Below are 16537 nucleotides of genomic sequence, written 5' to 3' on the forward strand. Positions count from 1 at the left end.
AAAGACCTCTTTTCTTGCTTTTTATACGTGAGAAAACGTGCTATTAATCCTGTCATTACTTATTGAAAGCATGAGCAAGGAATCTCGAAATGGACAATGTTTATAACTTTAGTGCCGGACCAGCGGGGCTGCCTAGAGCTGTAATGGAAAAAGCACAATCCGAATTCGTTGAGTGGAACGGATTGGGCACATCTGTGATGGAAATTAGCCACCGAAGCAAAGAGTTTATTAAGGTTGCTGAGGATGCAGAACAAGATCTTCGTGACCTACTGAACATTCCTGACAACTACAAAGTCTTGTTCTGTCAGGGTGGTGCTCGTGCACAGTTTGCTGCTGTCCCATTAAATCTATTGGGTAGTGCTAAGAAAGCGACCTACGTTGATGCAGGGTACTGGGCAGAAAGTGCAATCAAAGAAGCAGAAAAATACTGCGAAGTGGATGTATTTAATGCCAAAACCACAAAAGAAGGTAAATTGGCTGTCACTGATGCGTCAGAATGGAAGATTGACCCTCAATCCGCTTATGTGCATTTTTGTCCAAATGAGACTATCGATGGTATCGAGATTTCAGAACTGCCTAGGACGGATAAACCGATCGTTGCGGATATGTCATCCAACATACTTTCAAGAGAGATCGATGTCTCTCAATACGGGGTTATTTACGCTGGTGCTCAAAAGAATATTGGCCCTGCGGGGATCTGTATTGCCATCGTCCGTGATGACTTGCTGGATCTTGCCCATGAACTTTTACCGAGTTTTATCAGCTACAAGATGTTGGCAGAGAAAGACTCAATGTTTAACACGCCACCGACTTTTGCTTGGTACTTGTCTGGCTTGGTGTTTAAGTGGTTGAAAGAGCAGGGCGGCGTCGCGGCTATGGAGCAGATTAACCGCGAGAAAGCAGCGATTCTTTATAAATGTATTGATAGCTCTGATTTCTATAAAAACGAAGTCTGTGCTCAGAATCGTTCACGAATGAACGTACCTTTCCAGCTTGCTAAACCTGAACTGGATGGCCTATTCCTAGAACAGGCAGCAGCGAAAGGCCTTGTTTCGTTGAAGGGCCATCGTGCTGTCGGTGGTATGCGTGCTTCAATTTACAATGCAATGCCTGTAGAAGGTGTAAAAGCTCTGGTTGAATTCATGAAGGAATTTGAAGCAGAAAACGCTTAACCCGGAGAGATAAAGTAAAGGCTTAGCCATTGAGGCTAAGCCTTTTTTATTGATTAAAGTTTAAAACGAGCGACAACTTGTTCCAGTTCCTCGACTTTTCGGTAAAGCTGGCTGACCGCTTGAGCGCCATCTTGAGTGGTGCGAACCGAGTTGTCGGCAATTTGGCTTATGGTATTGATGTCACGCGACATCTCTTGTGCGGCTGTGGCTTGCTCGTTTCCGGCTGTTGCGATCATATCTATCATCTGGTTGACATCCTGAGCACGGGATACGATCTGCGTCAGGGCGTCCCCAGCGGAGTTAGACAGGGTTACGCCTTCTGCAACTAAGTGAGTTCCTTCGCTCATCCGCTCTACGGCCTGACGTGTTTCGTTCTGAATCGAGCTGATCAAACCGCCTACTTCTTCGGTCGCTTTTGAGGTTCTCTCAGCCAGACTGCGCACTTCATCAGCGACGACGGCAAATCCTCGACCAAGTTCACCGGCTCGTGCGGCTTCAATGGCTGCATTGAGCGCGAGCAAGTTGGTTTGTTCGGCGATATCGTTAATGACTTTGATAACGTTACCGATCTCTTCTCCGCGTTTACCTAAACTGTCGACAGTTTCTGCGGTTTCATTGACGACTTCGGAGATCCGATTCATGCCATTGACGGTTTCTTGCATCAATTTACCGCCATTGGTTGCTTCCTCACCAGCCTGACGTGAACTTGCTGCAGCGTCAGTGCTTTGATCGGCAACCTGATTGACGGTAACAGTCATCTCTTCGACAGCACTGGCGATGAGTGTAGCTTTGTCTGCTTGTTCCTCAATACCAGAAGCAACCAATTTAGTTGTGTCCTCGACCATTTGCGTGTTGCTAGCAACTTCAGAAGCAACACTTGTGATATTGGATAACACACTTCTGAGAGATTGTTGCATTGCATCAATTGCACGAGCGAGTTCACCCAGTTCATCTTTGTTGGTTTCATTGATCGGCGGTTCTGACAAATCACCGTCAGCAATGGACTTGGCTTTTGCTGCAATCACATCCAGTCTCTGACGTATGATGTTTAGTAGTCCCCAAGCGACAGCAATACCGACAACCAATACCACAATAACATTGATAGTCAGCCAGAAGATAATGGTCGACATATTGTTGTTGAGTTCTGCTAAGGCTTGGATAGAGTCGTTAGTCTCTTCTGTGGCGGAGTTATTGAGGATTTCTTCCAGTGGAAGAATAATAGATTGCTTCAATTCACCGACCAGCATGTTTGCTGATCTTTTACCCGAAGGGTTGTAGCCTTCAAAGACCTCCTGAGCAATACGAATAATGTCGTAGTAATACTGTTCAACCTCGTCGATTTGGCTTGAAGCTTGGGGATCTGGTTCTAGGGGACGGAGTTTATCAAGATATCCTGCAAAGGCACCGGCATCATTGTTAAAGGTGTCTCGTGCTGCTGGGTCACCCATGATGTAGGCATTGAGCGTTGCAATCATATCGCCGGCTTCGTCAACCAACTCAAGATAATAACGAATACTCGGTAAATCTTGATTCAAAGTTCTATCGAGCTCGGTGCTTTTATAGGCTTCGGTAAAACGCTTTTCTGCGAGTTGATCGAGTAAATCCTCCAACGGTGCCCCAATGTTTTTGGTCAGCTGATTGATTTTATCGATAGCCTGCTGTTCATCGGCGGGGTTGAATTTGGTGAAGATGCCTTGATTAACGCGTTCAATGTACTGGTTCGCTAGACTAATGATGCGATCCATTTTTGCTACGTCAGAGGCTTTAGCCGACTCTAACGCACGTAATCGCAAGTATTGTTGCTGGAATTCATTGGCATTCGTTTCAAAAGCATTGCGTTGCCCTGCATCGCCATTGAGATATTCGAGGGCGTTAGTTTGTAGGCTTCCAATTGCATCCAATACGTTGAAATAGGCCAACACTCCGGGTACATCATCAGACTCTATTTCCTGTGAAATGGTGGCAGATTTGTTGACGAGAGACCAGACGATGAAAGCTAAAATCAGGGTGGTAATTATTATTATTGAAAAGCCCATATAGAGGGCATGGGACAGACGAACGTTCATCTCTATCTCTCCATCGGGAGTTGGATTCCAATGAACTAAGTATGGAACCTATGAACCAAGGCGCAAATAATTAATAAATTTATCCGTAGTAGGCGAGTTATAAGGGATTGATGACAATAAAAAATCGCAGCCTAAGCTGCGATTTTAAAATGTGTCAGAGTGGGTTGCTTATCGACGTTTAGGCTTGCGACCTGCCGAAGGTTTTCCGCCCGCTGGTGGCTTACTGTTACCATGACCGCCCGGCTTACCATTTCGACCACCTGTTGGTTTACCACCGTTACCTGAGTTGCGGCTATTGTTTGGCTTTTTCTGACCAGAGCCGTTCATCTTTTCAAACCCTGGCTGACTTTTAGTATGTTTAGTCGCGAAACGGTTTGAGCCATGACGACCAGATTTTCTTCGCTGTGCGGGAGTCAGGGCTTCATTGTCTTCTGCTGGTACCAGACAGCTCTGCTTGTCACCAATTAAGTGCTTTTTGCCCATGCTGATGAGCGCTTCGCGAATCAGAGGCCAGTTAGCTGGATCGTGGTAACGCAGTAGAGCTTTATGTAAGCGGCGCTGGCGCTCACCTTTTGCCACTGGCACTTCTTCACGTTGTTTGTACTTAACGCGCTTAAGCGGGTTAGTTTCCGAGTAGTACATTGATGTGGCGTTGCACATCGGTGATGGGTAGAAGTTTTGTACCTGATCACACTCGAAGTCGTTCTTCTTAAGCCACAGCGCTAAGTTCAGCATGTCTTCATCTTCGGTGCCCGGGTGCGCAGAGATGAAGTAAGGGATCAGATACTGTTTCTTGCCTGCTTCTGCACTGTACTTCTCAAACATTTCTTTGAAACGATCGTAAGTGCCCATGCCTGGCTTCATCATTAGGTTCAGTGGACCTTTTTCTGTGTGCTCAGGTGCGATCTTCAGATAACCGCCAACATGGTGAGTAACTAACTCTTTAACGTATTCAGGTGACTCGATGGCCAAATCGTAACGAACGCCAGAAGCTATCATCACTTTTTTTACACCTTCCACTTTACGTGCTGCGCGATACAGATCGATAGTGTGCTTGTGGTCAGTATTCAGCTTGTTACAGATCCCAGGGAAAACACACGATGGACGGCGACAGTTTGCTTCAGCTTTCGGATCGCTACAGCCGAGTCGATACATGTTTGCAGTTGGACCACCAAGATCCGAAATGGTACCAGTGAAGCCTGGTACTTTGTCTCGGATCTCTTCAAGCTCGTTTATGATCGACTCTTGAGAACGGTTTTGGATGATACGACCTTCGTGCTCAGTAATAGAACAGAAAGAACAGCCACCAAAACAGCCACGCATGATGTTCACGGAGGTTTTGATCATGTCGTAGGCAGGAATCTTTGCTTTACCATATTTCGGGTGCGGTACACGTGCGTAAGGCAGGCCGAAAACGTAATCCATCTCCTCCGTTGAGAGAGGAATCGGAGCTTGGTTAACCCAAAGTTCACGATCACCGTGACGTTGAATTAATGCGCGACCAGAATATGGGTTAGTCTCAAGGTGCATAATACGGCTGGCATGAGCGTAGAGAATTCGGTCATTATTCAGCTTTTCAAAATGCGGGATACGTACCGCAGTTGTTGCCGCATCGTGACGAGAAGGACGAATAGCGATAGGCTTCGCTTCAGGCTCTTCAGTTTTCGCTTTGGTGTCACACTGTTCTTCTACCGCATATGGGTTCGGTGGGATGAAAGCTTCTTTACGCGGTTTTTCAATACGTGAAGAGTCAATGATCTTGTAGCCTTCTGGCTCCGCTGGCAGGCTGACAACCGTACCGCGAATATTAGTCATCGTGCCAATCTCTTCACCATCAGCCAATCGGTGAGCAACTTCAACCAGTGCGCGCTCTGCGTTACCAAATAGTAAGATATCTGCTTTTGCGTCAAACAAAATGGAGCGACGAACTTTATCGGACCAGTAATCGTAGTGGGCTAAACGACGTAAGCTGGCTTCGATTCCCCCAAGAACAAGTGGCACACCTTTGTAAGCTTCACGACAGCGCTGAGAGTATACTAATGTCGCGCGATCAGGGCGTTTACCGCCTTCGTTGTTTGGTGTGTAGGCGTCATCATGGCGTAGCTTACGGTCAGCTGTATAACGGTTGATCATTGAGTCCATGTTACCAGCGGTGATGCCGAAGAACAGGTTTGGTCGACCCAATTGAGTGAAAGCATCTTTATTGTGCCATTCAGGCTGCGCAATGATACCGACACGAAACCCTTGAGCTTCAAGCAGGCGACCGATAATTGCCATACCAAAGCTTGGGTGATCAACGTAAGCGTCGCCAGTCACGATGATAATGTCACAGCTGTCCCATCCTAGGGCATCCATTTCCTTGCGACTTGTCGGTAGGAAAGGGGCATTACCGAAGCACTCTGCCCAGTATTTTTTGTGCTCATGAATAGGGGTGATATTGCTGTACATATTTTGTTCTCTGTTCCAGGGAGCGCGAATTATAGCGGCTTGAGAGACTACTATCTACCTCTACATGTCCCTAGATTTTTCATGCCTAAAGGACGTCCTATTAGTTATGCATCAGGTTGTTGTTAGTTGTGTTAGCTATATAACGGATTACACTGTCATATGGGACTAATATTATAGAGTGGTGATGAATATCAAACTTGAGGTGTGTGCTTATGCATGGCGTAGATTCAGAGATAGCTGTGGAGGAGAAAGCAGCCCCTCATCGTCAGCGAAAATACCAAACGTACACCTGGCAGCTAGATCTTGTTACTCAGGAGTTTAGTTGCGAGCCCGAGGCGATGAAACGGCTTTTTGGCTGTCATAAACCCACCATTTCAGCCAAGGAACTGCTCAAGCTGCTGCCGACAACTCAGCGTCGTATGGCTCGTACTATGTTTAAGTCCGCATTAGCTTCCGACAAAACTCACTCATTCCATTGCTGCTTACTTACACCCAATAGCTTGTTCACTTACGTAGAGTTCATCATCCAAGCGGAAAGTGAGTTTGTGTTAAAAGGCGTGGTTGCTCCGTGTTTGGTTATTCCATCGAGAATGGTGGCAGCGGATATTTTTTATTCTGTATTTGAGAACAGACACCATGGTGTCTTAGTAACGGATTCAGAAACCCGAATCCTTGCGTGTAACCGCCATTTTGAGCGAATTACAGGCCATCAGCTCGAAGATATTCTGGGCTTAAAAACGAATATTCTGAACGCAGAAAAACTTAGCGCAGATTATTACCGTGACCTGTGGCACAGCATCGAACGGCATGGTCACTGGAGTGGTCCTATGCTGACTAAAAAAGCGGACAACTCCGTCCTACCCCAAGAATTAACTATTCATAAGATTGAGCCGGGAAACGGTGAATCTTACTTTCTGGGGTTGTGTGCAGATTTATCTAATCAGCTTCACCGAATTGACGACCGAGAAACTGGCGGTGTTGATTTACTGACTCAATTACCGTCTCCAGAGCGGTTTTTAGAGCAGCTGGACAAAGAGTATGGTGATAACCAAGGTGAAGAGTTGCTGATAATGCTGGCGTTACAACCGCAGTTTCCGTTGGCGAATGAGCAAGAGGTTAAACGTCAGTTTGCTAGCTACATTGCTGAAAACTCCTTGGTTCCGTATGCAAGCTATATTGGTGATGGTCGGTTTGCGGTGACATTGAGTGTAGAAAACTCCCAGGGGACTGAAAATGTTCGAGCTATTAGGAAGATGATTAAAGCCTTTTTCCACAGCTTCAAGCATGCTCAGGGCACTGTCGCTCAATCGCTCAAATTTGGTCTAACAGGGGTTTCCGTAATGCACTCAGATGCCAAGTCGCCCAGGCAGCTGTTGTCTCATGCATTGCAGTCTCTGCTTGAACTCCATTCTGGCGAAAGTAAGAGGATTGCGTTTTATGATCGCGAGATCCATGAACAAGTGGAGCGTAAAAAGCAGCTAGAGAGTTGGGTCGAGCAAGCCATCTTGGCGGAGACAATCGACGTTTTTTTCCAGCCAATTATCGATATTAAGAAGGGTAGAATCGACAAATTTGAGGCCCTATGTCGTTTTCCTGTCAACGAAACGACGAGTGCATCAACGCAGGAACTTATCAACATTGTCGAAGACCTTGATTTAATTGTCAGTTTGGATGACGTCGTTAACCGAAAAGCTATGTCTGTGCTACCGGAGCTGCAGCAACTGTTTGGCGACCGTGTTGGGCTATCTGTCAATCGTTCCTTCAATACCAAGCAAGACATCGCGGAGATCCTTCGCCACAGCGCCCAGCTCATCGACCAAAGTGGCATCAAACCGGATATGTTGACGATTGAGTTTACGGAAAGTGCGTATTTTGATGGCGACAGTTACCAAGAGCAGTTGCTTGCAGCGATTCGAAAAGCTGGCGTATCCATTGCTGTTGACGATTTTGGTACAGGATGTGCGTCTTTCGATTATCTCAATAAGAGCTACTTTGATGTTTTGAAAATTGATCGAAGCTTTGTCCAAGGCATTCGCTTTGCTAGTCGGCAATATCATGTCGTCAATACCATTATTCAGTTGGCTCAGAAATTAAAACTTAAGGTCGTGGCTGAGGGCGTTGAAACAAGAGATGAATACCTAACGTTGCGCAGCCTAGGTGTGGATTGCATTCAGGGCTATTTTTTCTCAAAGCCTCTTTCAATCCAAGATCTTAGAGTTGTAACCAACTACTGTACCTTACCTCCAATCGTGGCTGAATCTGACAACAATATCGGAACATTAGCGGATCTGATTACACCGCATTTACCGCACGTTGATCCTGGGGAACCTTTATCTCTTGTTCACACCTATTTTAAAGTGGATGCAATCAACGTCTTACCTGTTGTTGAATCTCATCAATGTGTGGGAATCATTAGCAGAGCAGCAATGAATTTGCATCTGACTCCCAATATGGGCACTGACCACGAGACCAATAAAGAGCAAACAATGTGGCACAAATCTGCGCACCGCATGATGTCTCCACCTGAGTCGTTATTGTCTTGGCATACTTCATTGACTGAAGTGGAAGACTTGATGATGACCACGCCATTGCCTTGGATATTGGTTGATGATGAATCGCGATTTAAAGGGATCGTTGAGCAAGAAAGGATATTGCATCATTTATTGGGGAAGATAATTAAAAATTAATACTATCAATAACGGCAAATTCACCTAAGTTTATAAGTGATACCGAACAATATAATGCTTTTGGGTGAGTCTTGATGTTGGGAGATCTCCGTTCTCGTGGTTCGATTGAATCGTATGTTAAAGGTAAAGCTGAGCTAAATTCTATTGAATGGCGGTGGGAAGCAGAATCTCACCACTTCTCAATAGAGCGCGATGAGTGTGTGCAGTTGTTTCAGTCTGACTTTCCTAATCTGACCAACAACTTTTTACTATCTTGCTTGAGCTACCAAGACCAGTCTGCACTTGTTAAACAGTTCGAAGAGGCCCATAAATCACTTCAAAAGAGGCGATTTAGTTGTTGCTTAAATCTAGATCAGGGCAAGGTCAGCTATGTCGAGTTTACCTTTAATGGTGACAAACAAGGGCGCGTGCTCGGTCACTTGGCGCCTTTGGTAACTTTTGACAAAAACAGTGACTTCGTAAGTCAATTGTTTGAGCAACTTTTTGATAATCCTCACCATGGTGTTGTAATCGCCAACTCTGAAAAAAACGTCATTGCCTGCAATAGCTATTTTCAAGAGCACACAGGGTACTCGCATCCCGATTTGGCAGGAAGAAATCTCGACAAGCTGGATTCGGGTAAGCACAGCAAAGATTACTATCAAAATCTCTGGAAAGAGGTCGCGCGAAAAGGGTTTTGGTCTGGTGTTATTCTTATTAAAACCAAATCAGGCAACACGATCCCGCAAGACTTAACCGTTCAAAAGTTCTCTTTAGGCGAAAATATATTTTATGTGGGTTGGTATTTAGATCTGTCTAAAAACCTCTATCGGGTGGCAGATGTCGAGCATGGTGGGGTTGAGCTTTTGACTCAGCTCCCTACTGAGCAGCAGTTTACTCAATCAGTGGCGAGCCGATGGATGGACGAAGCCGAAGAGCATATAAGTATGGTTGTCGCTTTTGTGCCTAAATTTAATAGTGAGGATGATTTTGAGCACAAGTCGGTATTGTCAGAACATTTGGCGAGAAATCGCAATGCTCAACAGGTCGGTTATATTGGTAACAACCACTTTGTCGCCTGTTTAGAGTGTGAGAAACGACCTGGTCCTTCTCAGGTCAGAATTATTCACCAAACCATCCGACGTTTCTTTAGTTCACTGAACCAAAAGGCAGGCAAAGAGATCCATTTGGCGATAGTTCACGGCAAAGTAGGTGTCTCGGTACTGGGCCATGATACCCACAATCCTAAATTACTTGTTTCGCATGCAGTACAAGCGATGCTAGAGCAGCAAAATGATGCTCGGGGACTCATCACTTTTTATCATGGTGCCATTCACCGAGAGGTGTTACGTCGTAAGGAGCTAGAAGAGTGGGCCGTTAAGCTGATTCGCTCCAACGCTGTAGAAGTGTATTACCAACCTATCGTCGATGTTAAAACGTGGGATATTGTTAAGTTTGAAGCGTTAAGCCGTTTTAAAGCTCCCAATGGAAAAATACTCAATACCCAGGAAATGGTCACGGTCGCAGAAGACCTAGATCTAGTATCGGACTTGGATTGGTGTGTGGGAAGAAAAGCGTTGGAAGACTTATCCGTGATTCAGGAGCGGTATGGTGAAAAGTTAGGGATGACGATCAATCGCTCTCTTAACACTAAGCTAGAAACGGATGAAGTGCTTCAGAGCGCAGATGACTTGGTGCATCAGTTCGCTAAAACTCCTGAACTCGTAACAATTGAGCTGACAGAAAGCGCTTACTTTGATAGCGAATCAGAGCAATCTTCTTTGATCAGAAACATACGACGAAGAGGTGCCAGCGTCGCGATAGATGATTTTGGGACGGGTTACAGTTCCTTCAGCTACCTCAGTGACTGTAATTTTGATCTATTGAAGATCGATAGAGAGTTCGTCACAGGTTTAAGAGTAGGGACCCATAAGTACCATATTGTAAAAATGATCACGGAGCTGGCGCACACTTTGAATGTTAAAGTAGTAGCCGAAGGCGTGGAGACTCGACAAGAGTTGGAGGTTATCTGCAGTGTTGGCGTGGATTACATTCAGGGCTACTTTTTCTCAAAACCTTTGCCCATTGATCAGCTTGAAAGTGCCTGGAGTTATTGTGAGAGGCTGGAGGAGTTTCTCACTAGAGCGTCTAGTATGCGGCAGGTCGGGATCCTCAATATCACGCAAACTTATATACCGACCTTAGAGCCTCAAGACACATTAGAAGCTGCCAGAAACCTTTTTGACTCAAAGCAGTACAATCTCGAGGTTATCCCTGTTGTTGATGGCACCACTTGTGTGGGAGTTGTTGGTAGAGAAGAACTGAATCATCACCTCTCGACAACTCTCGGCACAAAACTGGAAACGCCTAAAGATTTGGTTGCATTGAAGAGAAAACTCAATCAGGTGATGAGGCGTGACATCCATCGTGCTTCATATCAGATAAAAATGTCTGAAGTGCCAGAATTGATAAAAAGTGGCATCAAGCCCCCTTGGTTGGTTGTCAACGAAACCGGACAGTATTTGGGTGTGGTCACAAGTCAGGATCTTCTCAGCCATTTTGCCAACGAATAGCTAGGAATCGCTGGTGGCACTTATCTAAGCAAGTCTGCTATTATCCGCTTCCATTAAAAACAATAGTGATAGCTCACACCATGGTTCAGCAATTGTTAGCAGTGTTTCCGCCTATGCTTTTAGGCGCTCAGTTGATTCTGACGCTTATCTTAGTCAAAGGGGATATTTGTCCTGGCCAGCGAGGCCGTATTCATAAAGTACTCCCCGTACTCGCCATTATGTGGCTAGCCGTCGCGTCGTTGAAAATCGAAGCCATGATGGTGGTGTTTGCGATTGCTTACTTTTACTCGCAGGTTCAGACCAAAAAAACTCGGGTACAAGGCCCATTGTGGGTGATGTACCTTGCTAATGGTCTGGCCTTGGCTTATGTCGCCATTGGCATTGGTGAGCAGCCTGATTTAGCGGCAAGTTTAAACGTATTTGTTCAGATCATTCTTCTAGGCGCTCTGTTTGCTCATTTACTCCTTACGGTCGCTCGCACTAGGCTTCAGGCTTTTCATCGTATTTTGCCAGTAACGGGTGTTATCTCAGCAATGTTGATGAGCCTAGCAATTCTCTTAAAAGCTTTTGGCCTAGAAGAAGCCGCCCTAACTCAGGCGACTCAGCCTTTATTGGTAGGTTTTGCGCTTCTGATTACTTCGGTCCTCATCTGGTGTTGGCACATCATTGTGTCGAAAACCGTCAACAAAATTCAGTTAGCAGTAGCATTACTGACATTAGTTTCGGCCACAACGTTTAATCAAGGCTTGTTCGTTCTTTAGAAGCGGCTCACTTTAAATTTGAGGATTTGAAGCTACGCTTGTGTTAGGTGATCAGCACAGGAGTGTAGCTATGGATCTAAGTAATGCTGGAAGATTAGATAGCGTCATCTTGCTTGGTATTGTTAACGAAAAGCTGAGATTGGAATGTAACAGTTTTGAGGAGCTTGTGACCATGTATGAAATGGATATCGAAATTGTGATTGGCAAGCTCGATGTCCTCGGTTATCAGTATGATCCTCTCACCAATCAGTTTAAATCTTACGACAGATAACATGTAAAAAGGAGGCTGAATGCCTCCTTTTTCATACTGTTTTTATCCCTTCTAAATGGCTCTTCGATTGCTGTCGTGCGGTATTAAAAAACGCCTGAAGGTAACGTTTATCTTTGTCTGAGTTGCGAGTCGCAGCGAAAAGGCGTCGCCATAAACCATCACCAAGCGAAATACTGGTTATTAACCCCTGACGAGAGAATTCGCTGATGGCCCAGTTTGGTAACGCGGCGACTCCCAAGCCTGCTGAGACCATTTGGACTAGCATCAGAGTGTTGTCAGCCTGTTTCCATTTTGCTGGTTCAATGCCTGCCGGGTGGAGAAAATGTTTCACCACATCCAGTCGGTTTTTTTGTACCGGATAAGACAACATGGTTTCGTTTTCCAAATCACTTGGTTCGACAGATGTGTTTGCCGCCAATGGGTGATTGGTCGCGGTGACAAGGCGCATTTCAAAATCAAACAAGGGTTCGTAATGGACTTCTGACCTAGGCTGGATATCCGAGGTAATGACTAAATCCAACTCGCCACTCATCAACGCAGGCAGAGGCTCGAAACCAAACCCCGATGAGAAGTCCAGAGTCACGCTTGGCCAAGCAACTTGGTACTCCCTCAAAGCTGGCATTAACCATTGGAAGCAAGAGTGGCATTCAATTGCCATGTGCAGGCGTCCATTGACGTCTTCTTTCAGGCTGGCAAGTTCATTCTCTGCTCGGGCTAATCGTGGCAGCACTTGATCCGCCAAATTCAGAAGAATCTCGCCTTCAGATGTAAACCTTACCGGGCGTGTTTTGCGCAGAAATAACTGACCGCCAATTCTGGCTTCGAGATCTTTTATTTGATGAGACAAGGCTGACTGAGTCAGATGTAACGTCGTTGCGGTGGCGGTTAACGACCCCGTATCTCGCAACGTTGCTAATGTTTTCAGATGCTTAAGCTCAATCATGAAATCCCTTCAACCGTAGTCGCTGATGATGAATATAACTAACTTACCTGCATTTTTTAGGGGTGTAAACATCTAGACGTCTAAAAATTTAAATGATTTTTAATATAGAGCTTTTACATGTAGAGCATAAGTAACATGAAATAATCTAATAAACAGGTTGAATAATTGGAACTTGTTCCGTCATGAGGTTGGCGAGATAGTTTAGCCATCCAGACGCCTTCTATGCCGTCTGAACAGAACATGCATCTACGATTACAAACCAGAAGGATTAGGGCTATGACAACAACTCATATTTTGGGATACCCAAGAATTGGTGAAAAGCGTGAACTTAAGTTTGCGTTGGAGAAATACTGGCGTGGTGAAATTGAACAGGCTGAGCTAAAGGCCGTTGGCGCTGAGCTACGTAACAAGAACTGGCAGACGCAATCTGATGCAGATCTGAGTTTCGTTACTGCCGGTGATTTTGCATGGTATGACCATGTACTTACCACGACTTTATTGTTGGGCCATGTGCCTAAACGCCATCGCGATGGCTTCCCGGATCTGGATACCTTGTTCAAAGTGGGGCGTGGGCAGTCGCAGGTGAGTTGCGATTGTAATGGCTCTGCGGCATCAGACATGACCAAATGGTTTAACACCAATTACCATTATATTGTGCCAGAGTTCAGTGAAGACGATAGTTTTGACGTCAGCTGGCCGCAACTGTTTGAAGAGGTGAGCGAAGCTACGAAAGCTGGTTACAACGTGAAACCCGTTCTACTGGGGCCCATCAGCTACCTTTACCTTGGCAAAGAGGTGGATGAAGGGTTCGATCGCCTAACCTTGCTACCACGTCTTCTCACTGCCTATCAGAACATCTTGTCAAAGCTGTCTAAGCAAGGGGTCGAATGGGTGCAGATAGATGAACCCGTATTGTCGCTAGAACTCGAAAAACCTTGGTTAACTTCATTCAAACTCGCGTATCAGGTGATTCGCAGCGACATAAAAGTGCTGCTGACAACGTATTTTGATTCCGTTGATGACACATTAGATAAGATTGTTGAACTCGATGTTGATGGTTTTCATATTGACCTAGCGGCCGCACCTCAGCAACTGAGCACCGTAGTATCTCGTTTGCCCAAAGAGTGGATACTGTCCGCAGGCGTGGTTAATGGACGCAACGTTTGGCGCACTGATCTCAGCACACAGCTTGAGCTTTTGCAGCCTGTTAAGCAGCAATTAGGTGATAGGTTATGGGTCGCGAGTTCATGTTCATTACTGCATAGCCCAGTTGATTTAGAGCTTGAACCTGCGTTGTCGGAAGAAGTTCGCAGTTGGTTCGCCTTTGCCAAACAGAAGGTCCATGAAGTTGCTTTGTTAGGCAAAGCACTGGACGGCAACCAGCAAGCCATTCAAGAATGTGTTGTCTATAGTGCTCCAATTGAGGCTCGAAAAACAGCAACACACGTTAACAAACCTCAGGTGCAGGAGCGATTAAATCAAATCACCAAATCGCTGGCAGAGCGCAGCGCACCCTATGAGGAACGCGCAGAGTATCAAAGTGCTGTGCTAGGTTTACCACTTTTCCCAACAACGACTATTGGCTCATTTCCTCAAACTCACGAAATACGAGTTCAGAGAAGTGCTTACCGTACTGGTCAATTGTCTGACTCTGAATATGTAGCAGCCCTAAAAGGGCATATCGAAGACGCCGTGAAGCGACAGGAAGCATTGGATCTCGACGTGCTGGTTCATGGTGAAGCTGAGCGAAATGATATGGTTGAGTATTTTGCAGAGAACTTGGCCGGTTTTCAAACAACAAAGTTTGGCTGGGTTCAGAGTTACGGGTCTCGCTGTGTGAAGCCTGCGATTGCCGTTGCAGACATTGAACGCGAGAAGCCTATTACCGTTGAGTGGTCGACTTATGCACAATCGCTGACGTCCAAACAAATGAAAGGTATGTTAACTGGGCCTGTAACCATCCTTTGCTGGACGTTTCCTCGTGAGGACATCAGTCGCAAGGAGATCACCAATCAACTAGCGCTTGCATTGCGTGATGAAGTGTCTGATCTGCAGGATGCGGGCATCAATATCATCCAGATTGATGAGCCGGCGATTCGTGAAGGTTTGCCACTTAAAAAACGTGACCATGCAGAGTATTTAGAATGGGCTGTGGATGCTTTCAAAATTTCCGCAGCCAGTGCAAAACCAGAAACTCAGATACATACGCACATGTGTTACTCAGAGTTTAACGAGATCATCGACTCAGTCGCAGCACTGGATGCAGATGTGATTACGATTGAAACATCGCGCTCAAACATGGAGCTCCTTAAAGCGTTTGAAGAGTTTAATTACCCGAATGAGATTGGCCCAGGTGTCTACGATATTCACTCGCCTAACATCCCGAGTGAGGAGTGGATTGAAGGATTGATCAACAAAGCGGCTGAGAAGATCCCAGCGAAAAGGTTATGGGTGAATCCAGATTGTGGCTTGAAAACACGAAACTGGGCTGAAACAGAAGCGTCGCTAGCTAATATGGTGTCGGCGGCGAAAAAACTGCGTAAAGAGTTTGCGTAACGAAGGGACACCGTTGATGTGAAAATGCCGATCTATCGATCGGCATTTTTGTGTTTAGATAGAGTTAGATAGATTCGCCATTCACGGTTACTTGAACATCAATATTGCCGCGAACAGCGTTAGAGTAAGGGCACACCTGATGGGCAACGCGAGTCAATTCCAGAGCCTGTTCCTGAGGTAAATCCACTTCTGCAGCGAGGCTAATAGTCAGCGCAAATCCGCCATTATCATTTGGGCCAATCCCGACTTCTGCAGTGACTGGTGCTTGACTGATCGCCACTTTCGCTTCTCGAGCAACGTGCAAAATGGCATTAGAAAAGCAGGCAGAGTAACCAGCCGCAAATAGTTGCTCTGGGTTAGTCGCTGCGCCACTGCCGCCCATTTCTTTAGGGTAAGCAAGTTCTAGATCAAGTAAACCATCGTCAGTTTTCACTTTACCGTTACGACCTGCAAGCGCTTTAGCTGAAGTTTTGTATAGAGTTGTCATGTCATCTTCCTTTTATTTGGGTTGTGTGCAATTTAATTGCTTGCAATATTAGATCGAAAATTATCTGGAATGCAACTATATTGTGCGCAATTTAAATGTTTTTATTTGATAGGTGTCAAATGAGTAAGTGTCAGAATGTAGAAAACATGACGGATGAAGAGAAGCTATTGCTGGATAATCAGCTTTGTTTCCCACTTTACAGTGCGGCTAATGCGGTAATTCGTGCTTACCGACCTATGCTTGAACAGCTGGATCTTACCTACTCTCAATATTTGGTGATGATGTTGCTTTGGGAAAAAGATGGCGCCAGCGTAAAAGATTTGGGAACAAGGCTCCATCTTGATTCAGGCACATTGACCCCATTGCTGAAAAGGCTGGAAGTGAAAGGGTTTGTTGCCAGAGGCAGAAGCCAAGAGGATGAGCGTGTAAGAGTACTTAACCTGACCAATGCTGGTCAGGCGCTCAAGGATTCGGCGAAATCAGTGCCTAACGCGATGCGATGCAAAATTGATCTTGAGGTCGATGAACTGATTATGCTTAAACAACTATGCGAGAAGGTTCTGTCGAACCTAGTATGACTGTAACAGGAACGGT

At 45.6% G+C, this 16537-nt stretch carries 11 protein-coding genes; 7 read left to right on the forward strand and 4 right to left on the reverse strand.

The annotated features are described in order from the left end of the window. Positions 1 to 89 precede the first annotated feature (89 nt). A complete protein-coding gene (gene serC, locus IX95_RS17280; RefSeq protein WP_038162308.1) occupies positions 90 to 1172 on the forward strand; it encodes a 3-phosphoserine/phosphohydroxythreonine transaminase in 1083 nt (360 codons plus the stop codon). Between the two features lie 53 nt (positions 1173 to 1225). Here the strand turns inward: serC and IX95_RS17285 are convergent, their stop codons facing one another. Continuing rightward, complete coding sequence (locus IX95_RS17285; protein ID WP_038162310.1) at positions 1226 to 3238, reverse strand: methyl-accepting chemotaxis protein; 2013 nt, start codon at positions 3236 to 3238, stop codon at positions 1226 to 1228. A gap of 168 nt (positions 3239 to 3406) precedes the next feature. Next, complete coding sequence (locus IX95_RS17290; protein ID WP_038162312.1) at positions 3407 to 5686, reverse strand: YgiQ family radical SAM protein; 2280 nt, start codon at positions 5684 to 5686, stop codon at positions 3407 to 3409. A 212-nt stretch (positions 5687 to 5898) separates the two neighbouring features. Here IX95_RS17290 and IX95_RS17295 point away from each other — a divergent pair, with 212 nt between their 5' ends. The 4 genes from IX95_RS17295 to IX95_RS17310 all read left to right on the forward strand — a co-directional run bounded on the left by IX95_RS17295 (position 5899) and on the right by IX95_RS17310 (position 11957). Next, complete coding sequence (locus tag IX95_RS17295) at positions 5899 to 8373, forward strand: EAL domain-containing protein (RefSeq protein ID WP_038162316.1); 2475 nt, start codon at positions 5899 to 5901, stop codon at positions 8371 to 8373. Positions 8374 to 8447: 74 nt separating this feature from the next. Next, a complete protein-coding gene (locus IX95_RS17300) occupies positions 8448 to 10925 on the forward strand; it encodes an EAL domain-containing protein (protein WP_051912594.1) in 2478 nt (825 codons plus the stop codon). 80 nt (positions 10926 to 11005) lie between these two features. Then, the gene (locus IX95_RS17305; RefSeq protein ID WP_038162318.1) at positions 11006 to 11686 is read left to right on the forward strand and encodes a hypothetical protein; all 681 of its coding nucleotides are present in this window, start codon (positions 11006 to 11008) and stop codon (positions 11684 to 11686) included. Between the two features lie 70 nt (positions 11687 to 11756). Further along, positions 11757 to 11957, forward strand: coding sequence for a DUF4250 domain-containing protein (locus tag IX95_RS17310; RefSeq protein WP_019275688.1), 201 nt, complete (start codon positions 11757 to 11759; stop codon positions 11955 to 11957). A 31-nt stretch (positions 11958 to 11988) separates the two neighbouring features. Here IX95_RS17310 and metR read toward each other — a convergent pair whose 3' ends face one another. Next, positions 11989 to 12900, reverse strand: a complete 912-nt coding sequence (metR, locus tag IX95_RS17315; RefSeq protein WP_006959006.1) for an HTH-type transcriptional regulator MetR — start codon at positions 12898 to 12900, stop codon at positions 11989 to 11991. A gap of 276 nt (positions 12901 to 13176) precedes the next feature. Here metR and metE point away from each other — a divergent pair, with 276 nt between their 5' ends. Continuing rightward, a complete protein-coding gene (metE, locus tag IX95_RS17320; RefSeq protein ID WP_038162320.1) occupies positions 13177 to 15456 on the forward strand; it encodes a 5-methyltetrahydropteroyltriglutamate--homocysteine S-methyltransferase in 2280 nt (759 codons plus the stop codon). A gap of 64 nt (positions 15457 to 15520) precedes the next feature. On the opposite strand, the gene IX95_RS17325 is transcribed toward metE, so the two are convergent. Next, positions 15521 to 15943: an organic hydroperoxide resistance protein gene (locus IX95_RS17325; protein WP_019275685.1), complete on the reverse strand. Its 423-nt coding sequence runs from the start codon at positions 15941 to 15943 to the stop codon at positions 15521 to 15523. A 119-nt stretch (positions 15944 to 16062) separates the two neighbouring features. Between IX95_RS17325 and IX95_RS17330 the strand changes: the two genes are divergently transcribed. Further along, positions 16063 to 16521 (forward strand): MarR family winged helix-turn-helix transcriptional regulator, encoded by a 459-nt coding sequence (locus IX95_RS17330; protein WP_038162325.1) that lies wholly within the window; start codon positions 16063 to 16065, stop codon positions 16519 to 16521. Positions 16522 to 16537 lie beyond the last annotated feature (16 nt).

The sequence above is a fragment of the Vibrio sp. B183 genome (genome assembly GCF_000740665.1).
In the GTDB taxonomy this organism is placed as follows: domain Bacteria; phylum Pseudomonadota; class Gammaproteobacteria; order Enterobacterales; family Vibrionaceae; genus Vibrio; species Vibrio coralliilyticus.

Bases quoted from the DNA above. Each gene is read 5' to 3' on its own strand.
- metE (WP_038162320.1), top strand. From the start codon at position 13,177: ATGACAACAACTCATATTTTGGGATACCCAAGAATTGGTGAAAAGCGT.
- IX95_RS17305 (WP_038162318.1), top strand. From the start codon at position 11,006: ATGGTTCAGCAATTGTTAGCAGTGTTTCCGCCTATGCTTTTAGGCGCT.
- IX95_RS17290 (WP_038162312.1), bottom strand. From the start codon at position 5,686: ATGTACAGCAATATCACCCCTATTCATGAGCACAAAAAATACTGGGCA.
- IX95_RS17300 (WP_051912594.1), top strand. From the start codon at position 8,448: ATGTTGGGAGATCTCCGTTCTCGTGGTTCGATTGAATCGTATGTTAAA.
- serC (WP_038162308.1), top strand. From the start codon at position 90: ATGGACAATGTTTATAACTTTAGTGCCGGACCAGCGGGGCTGCCTAGA.
- IX95_RS17295 (WP_038162316.1), top strand. From the start codon at position 5,899: ATGCATGGCGTAGATTCAGAGATAGCTGTGGAGGAGAAAGCAGCCCCT.
- IX95_RS17330 (WP_038162325.1), top strand. From the start codon at position 16,063: ATGAGTAAGTGTCAGAATGTAGAAAACATGACGGATGAAGAGAAGCTA.
- IX95_RS17285 (WP_038162310.1), bottom strand. From the start codon at position 3,238: ATGAACGTTCGTCTGTCCCATGCCCTCTATATGGGCTTTTCAATAATA.
- IX95_RS17325 (WP_019275685.1), bottom strand. From the start codon at position 15,943: ATGACAACTCTATACAAAACTTCAGCTAAAGCGCTTGCAGGTCGTAAC.
- metR (WP_006959006.1), bottom strand. From the start codon at position 12,900: ATGATTGAGCTTAAGCATCTGAAAACATTAGCAACGTTGCGAGATACG.
- IX95_RS17310 (WP_019275688.1), top strand. From the start codon at position 11,757: ATGGATCTAAGTAATGCTGGAAGATTAGATAGCGTCATCTTGCTTGGT.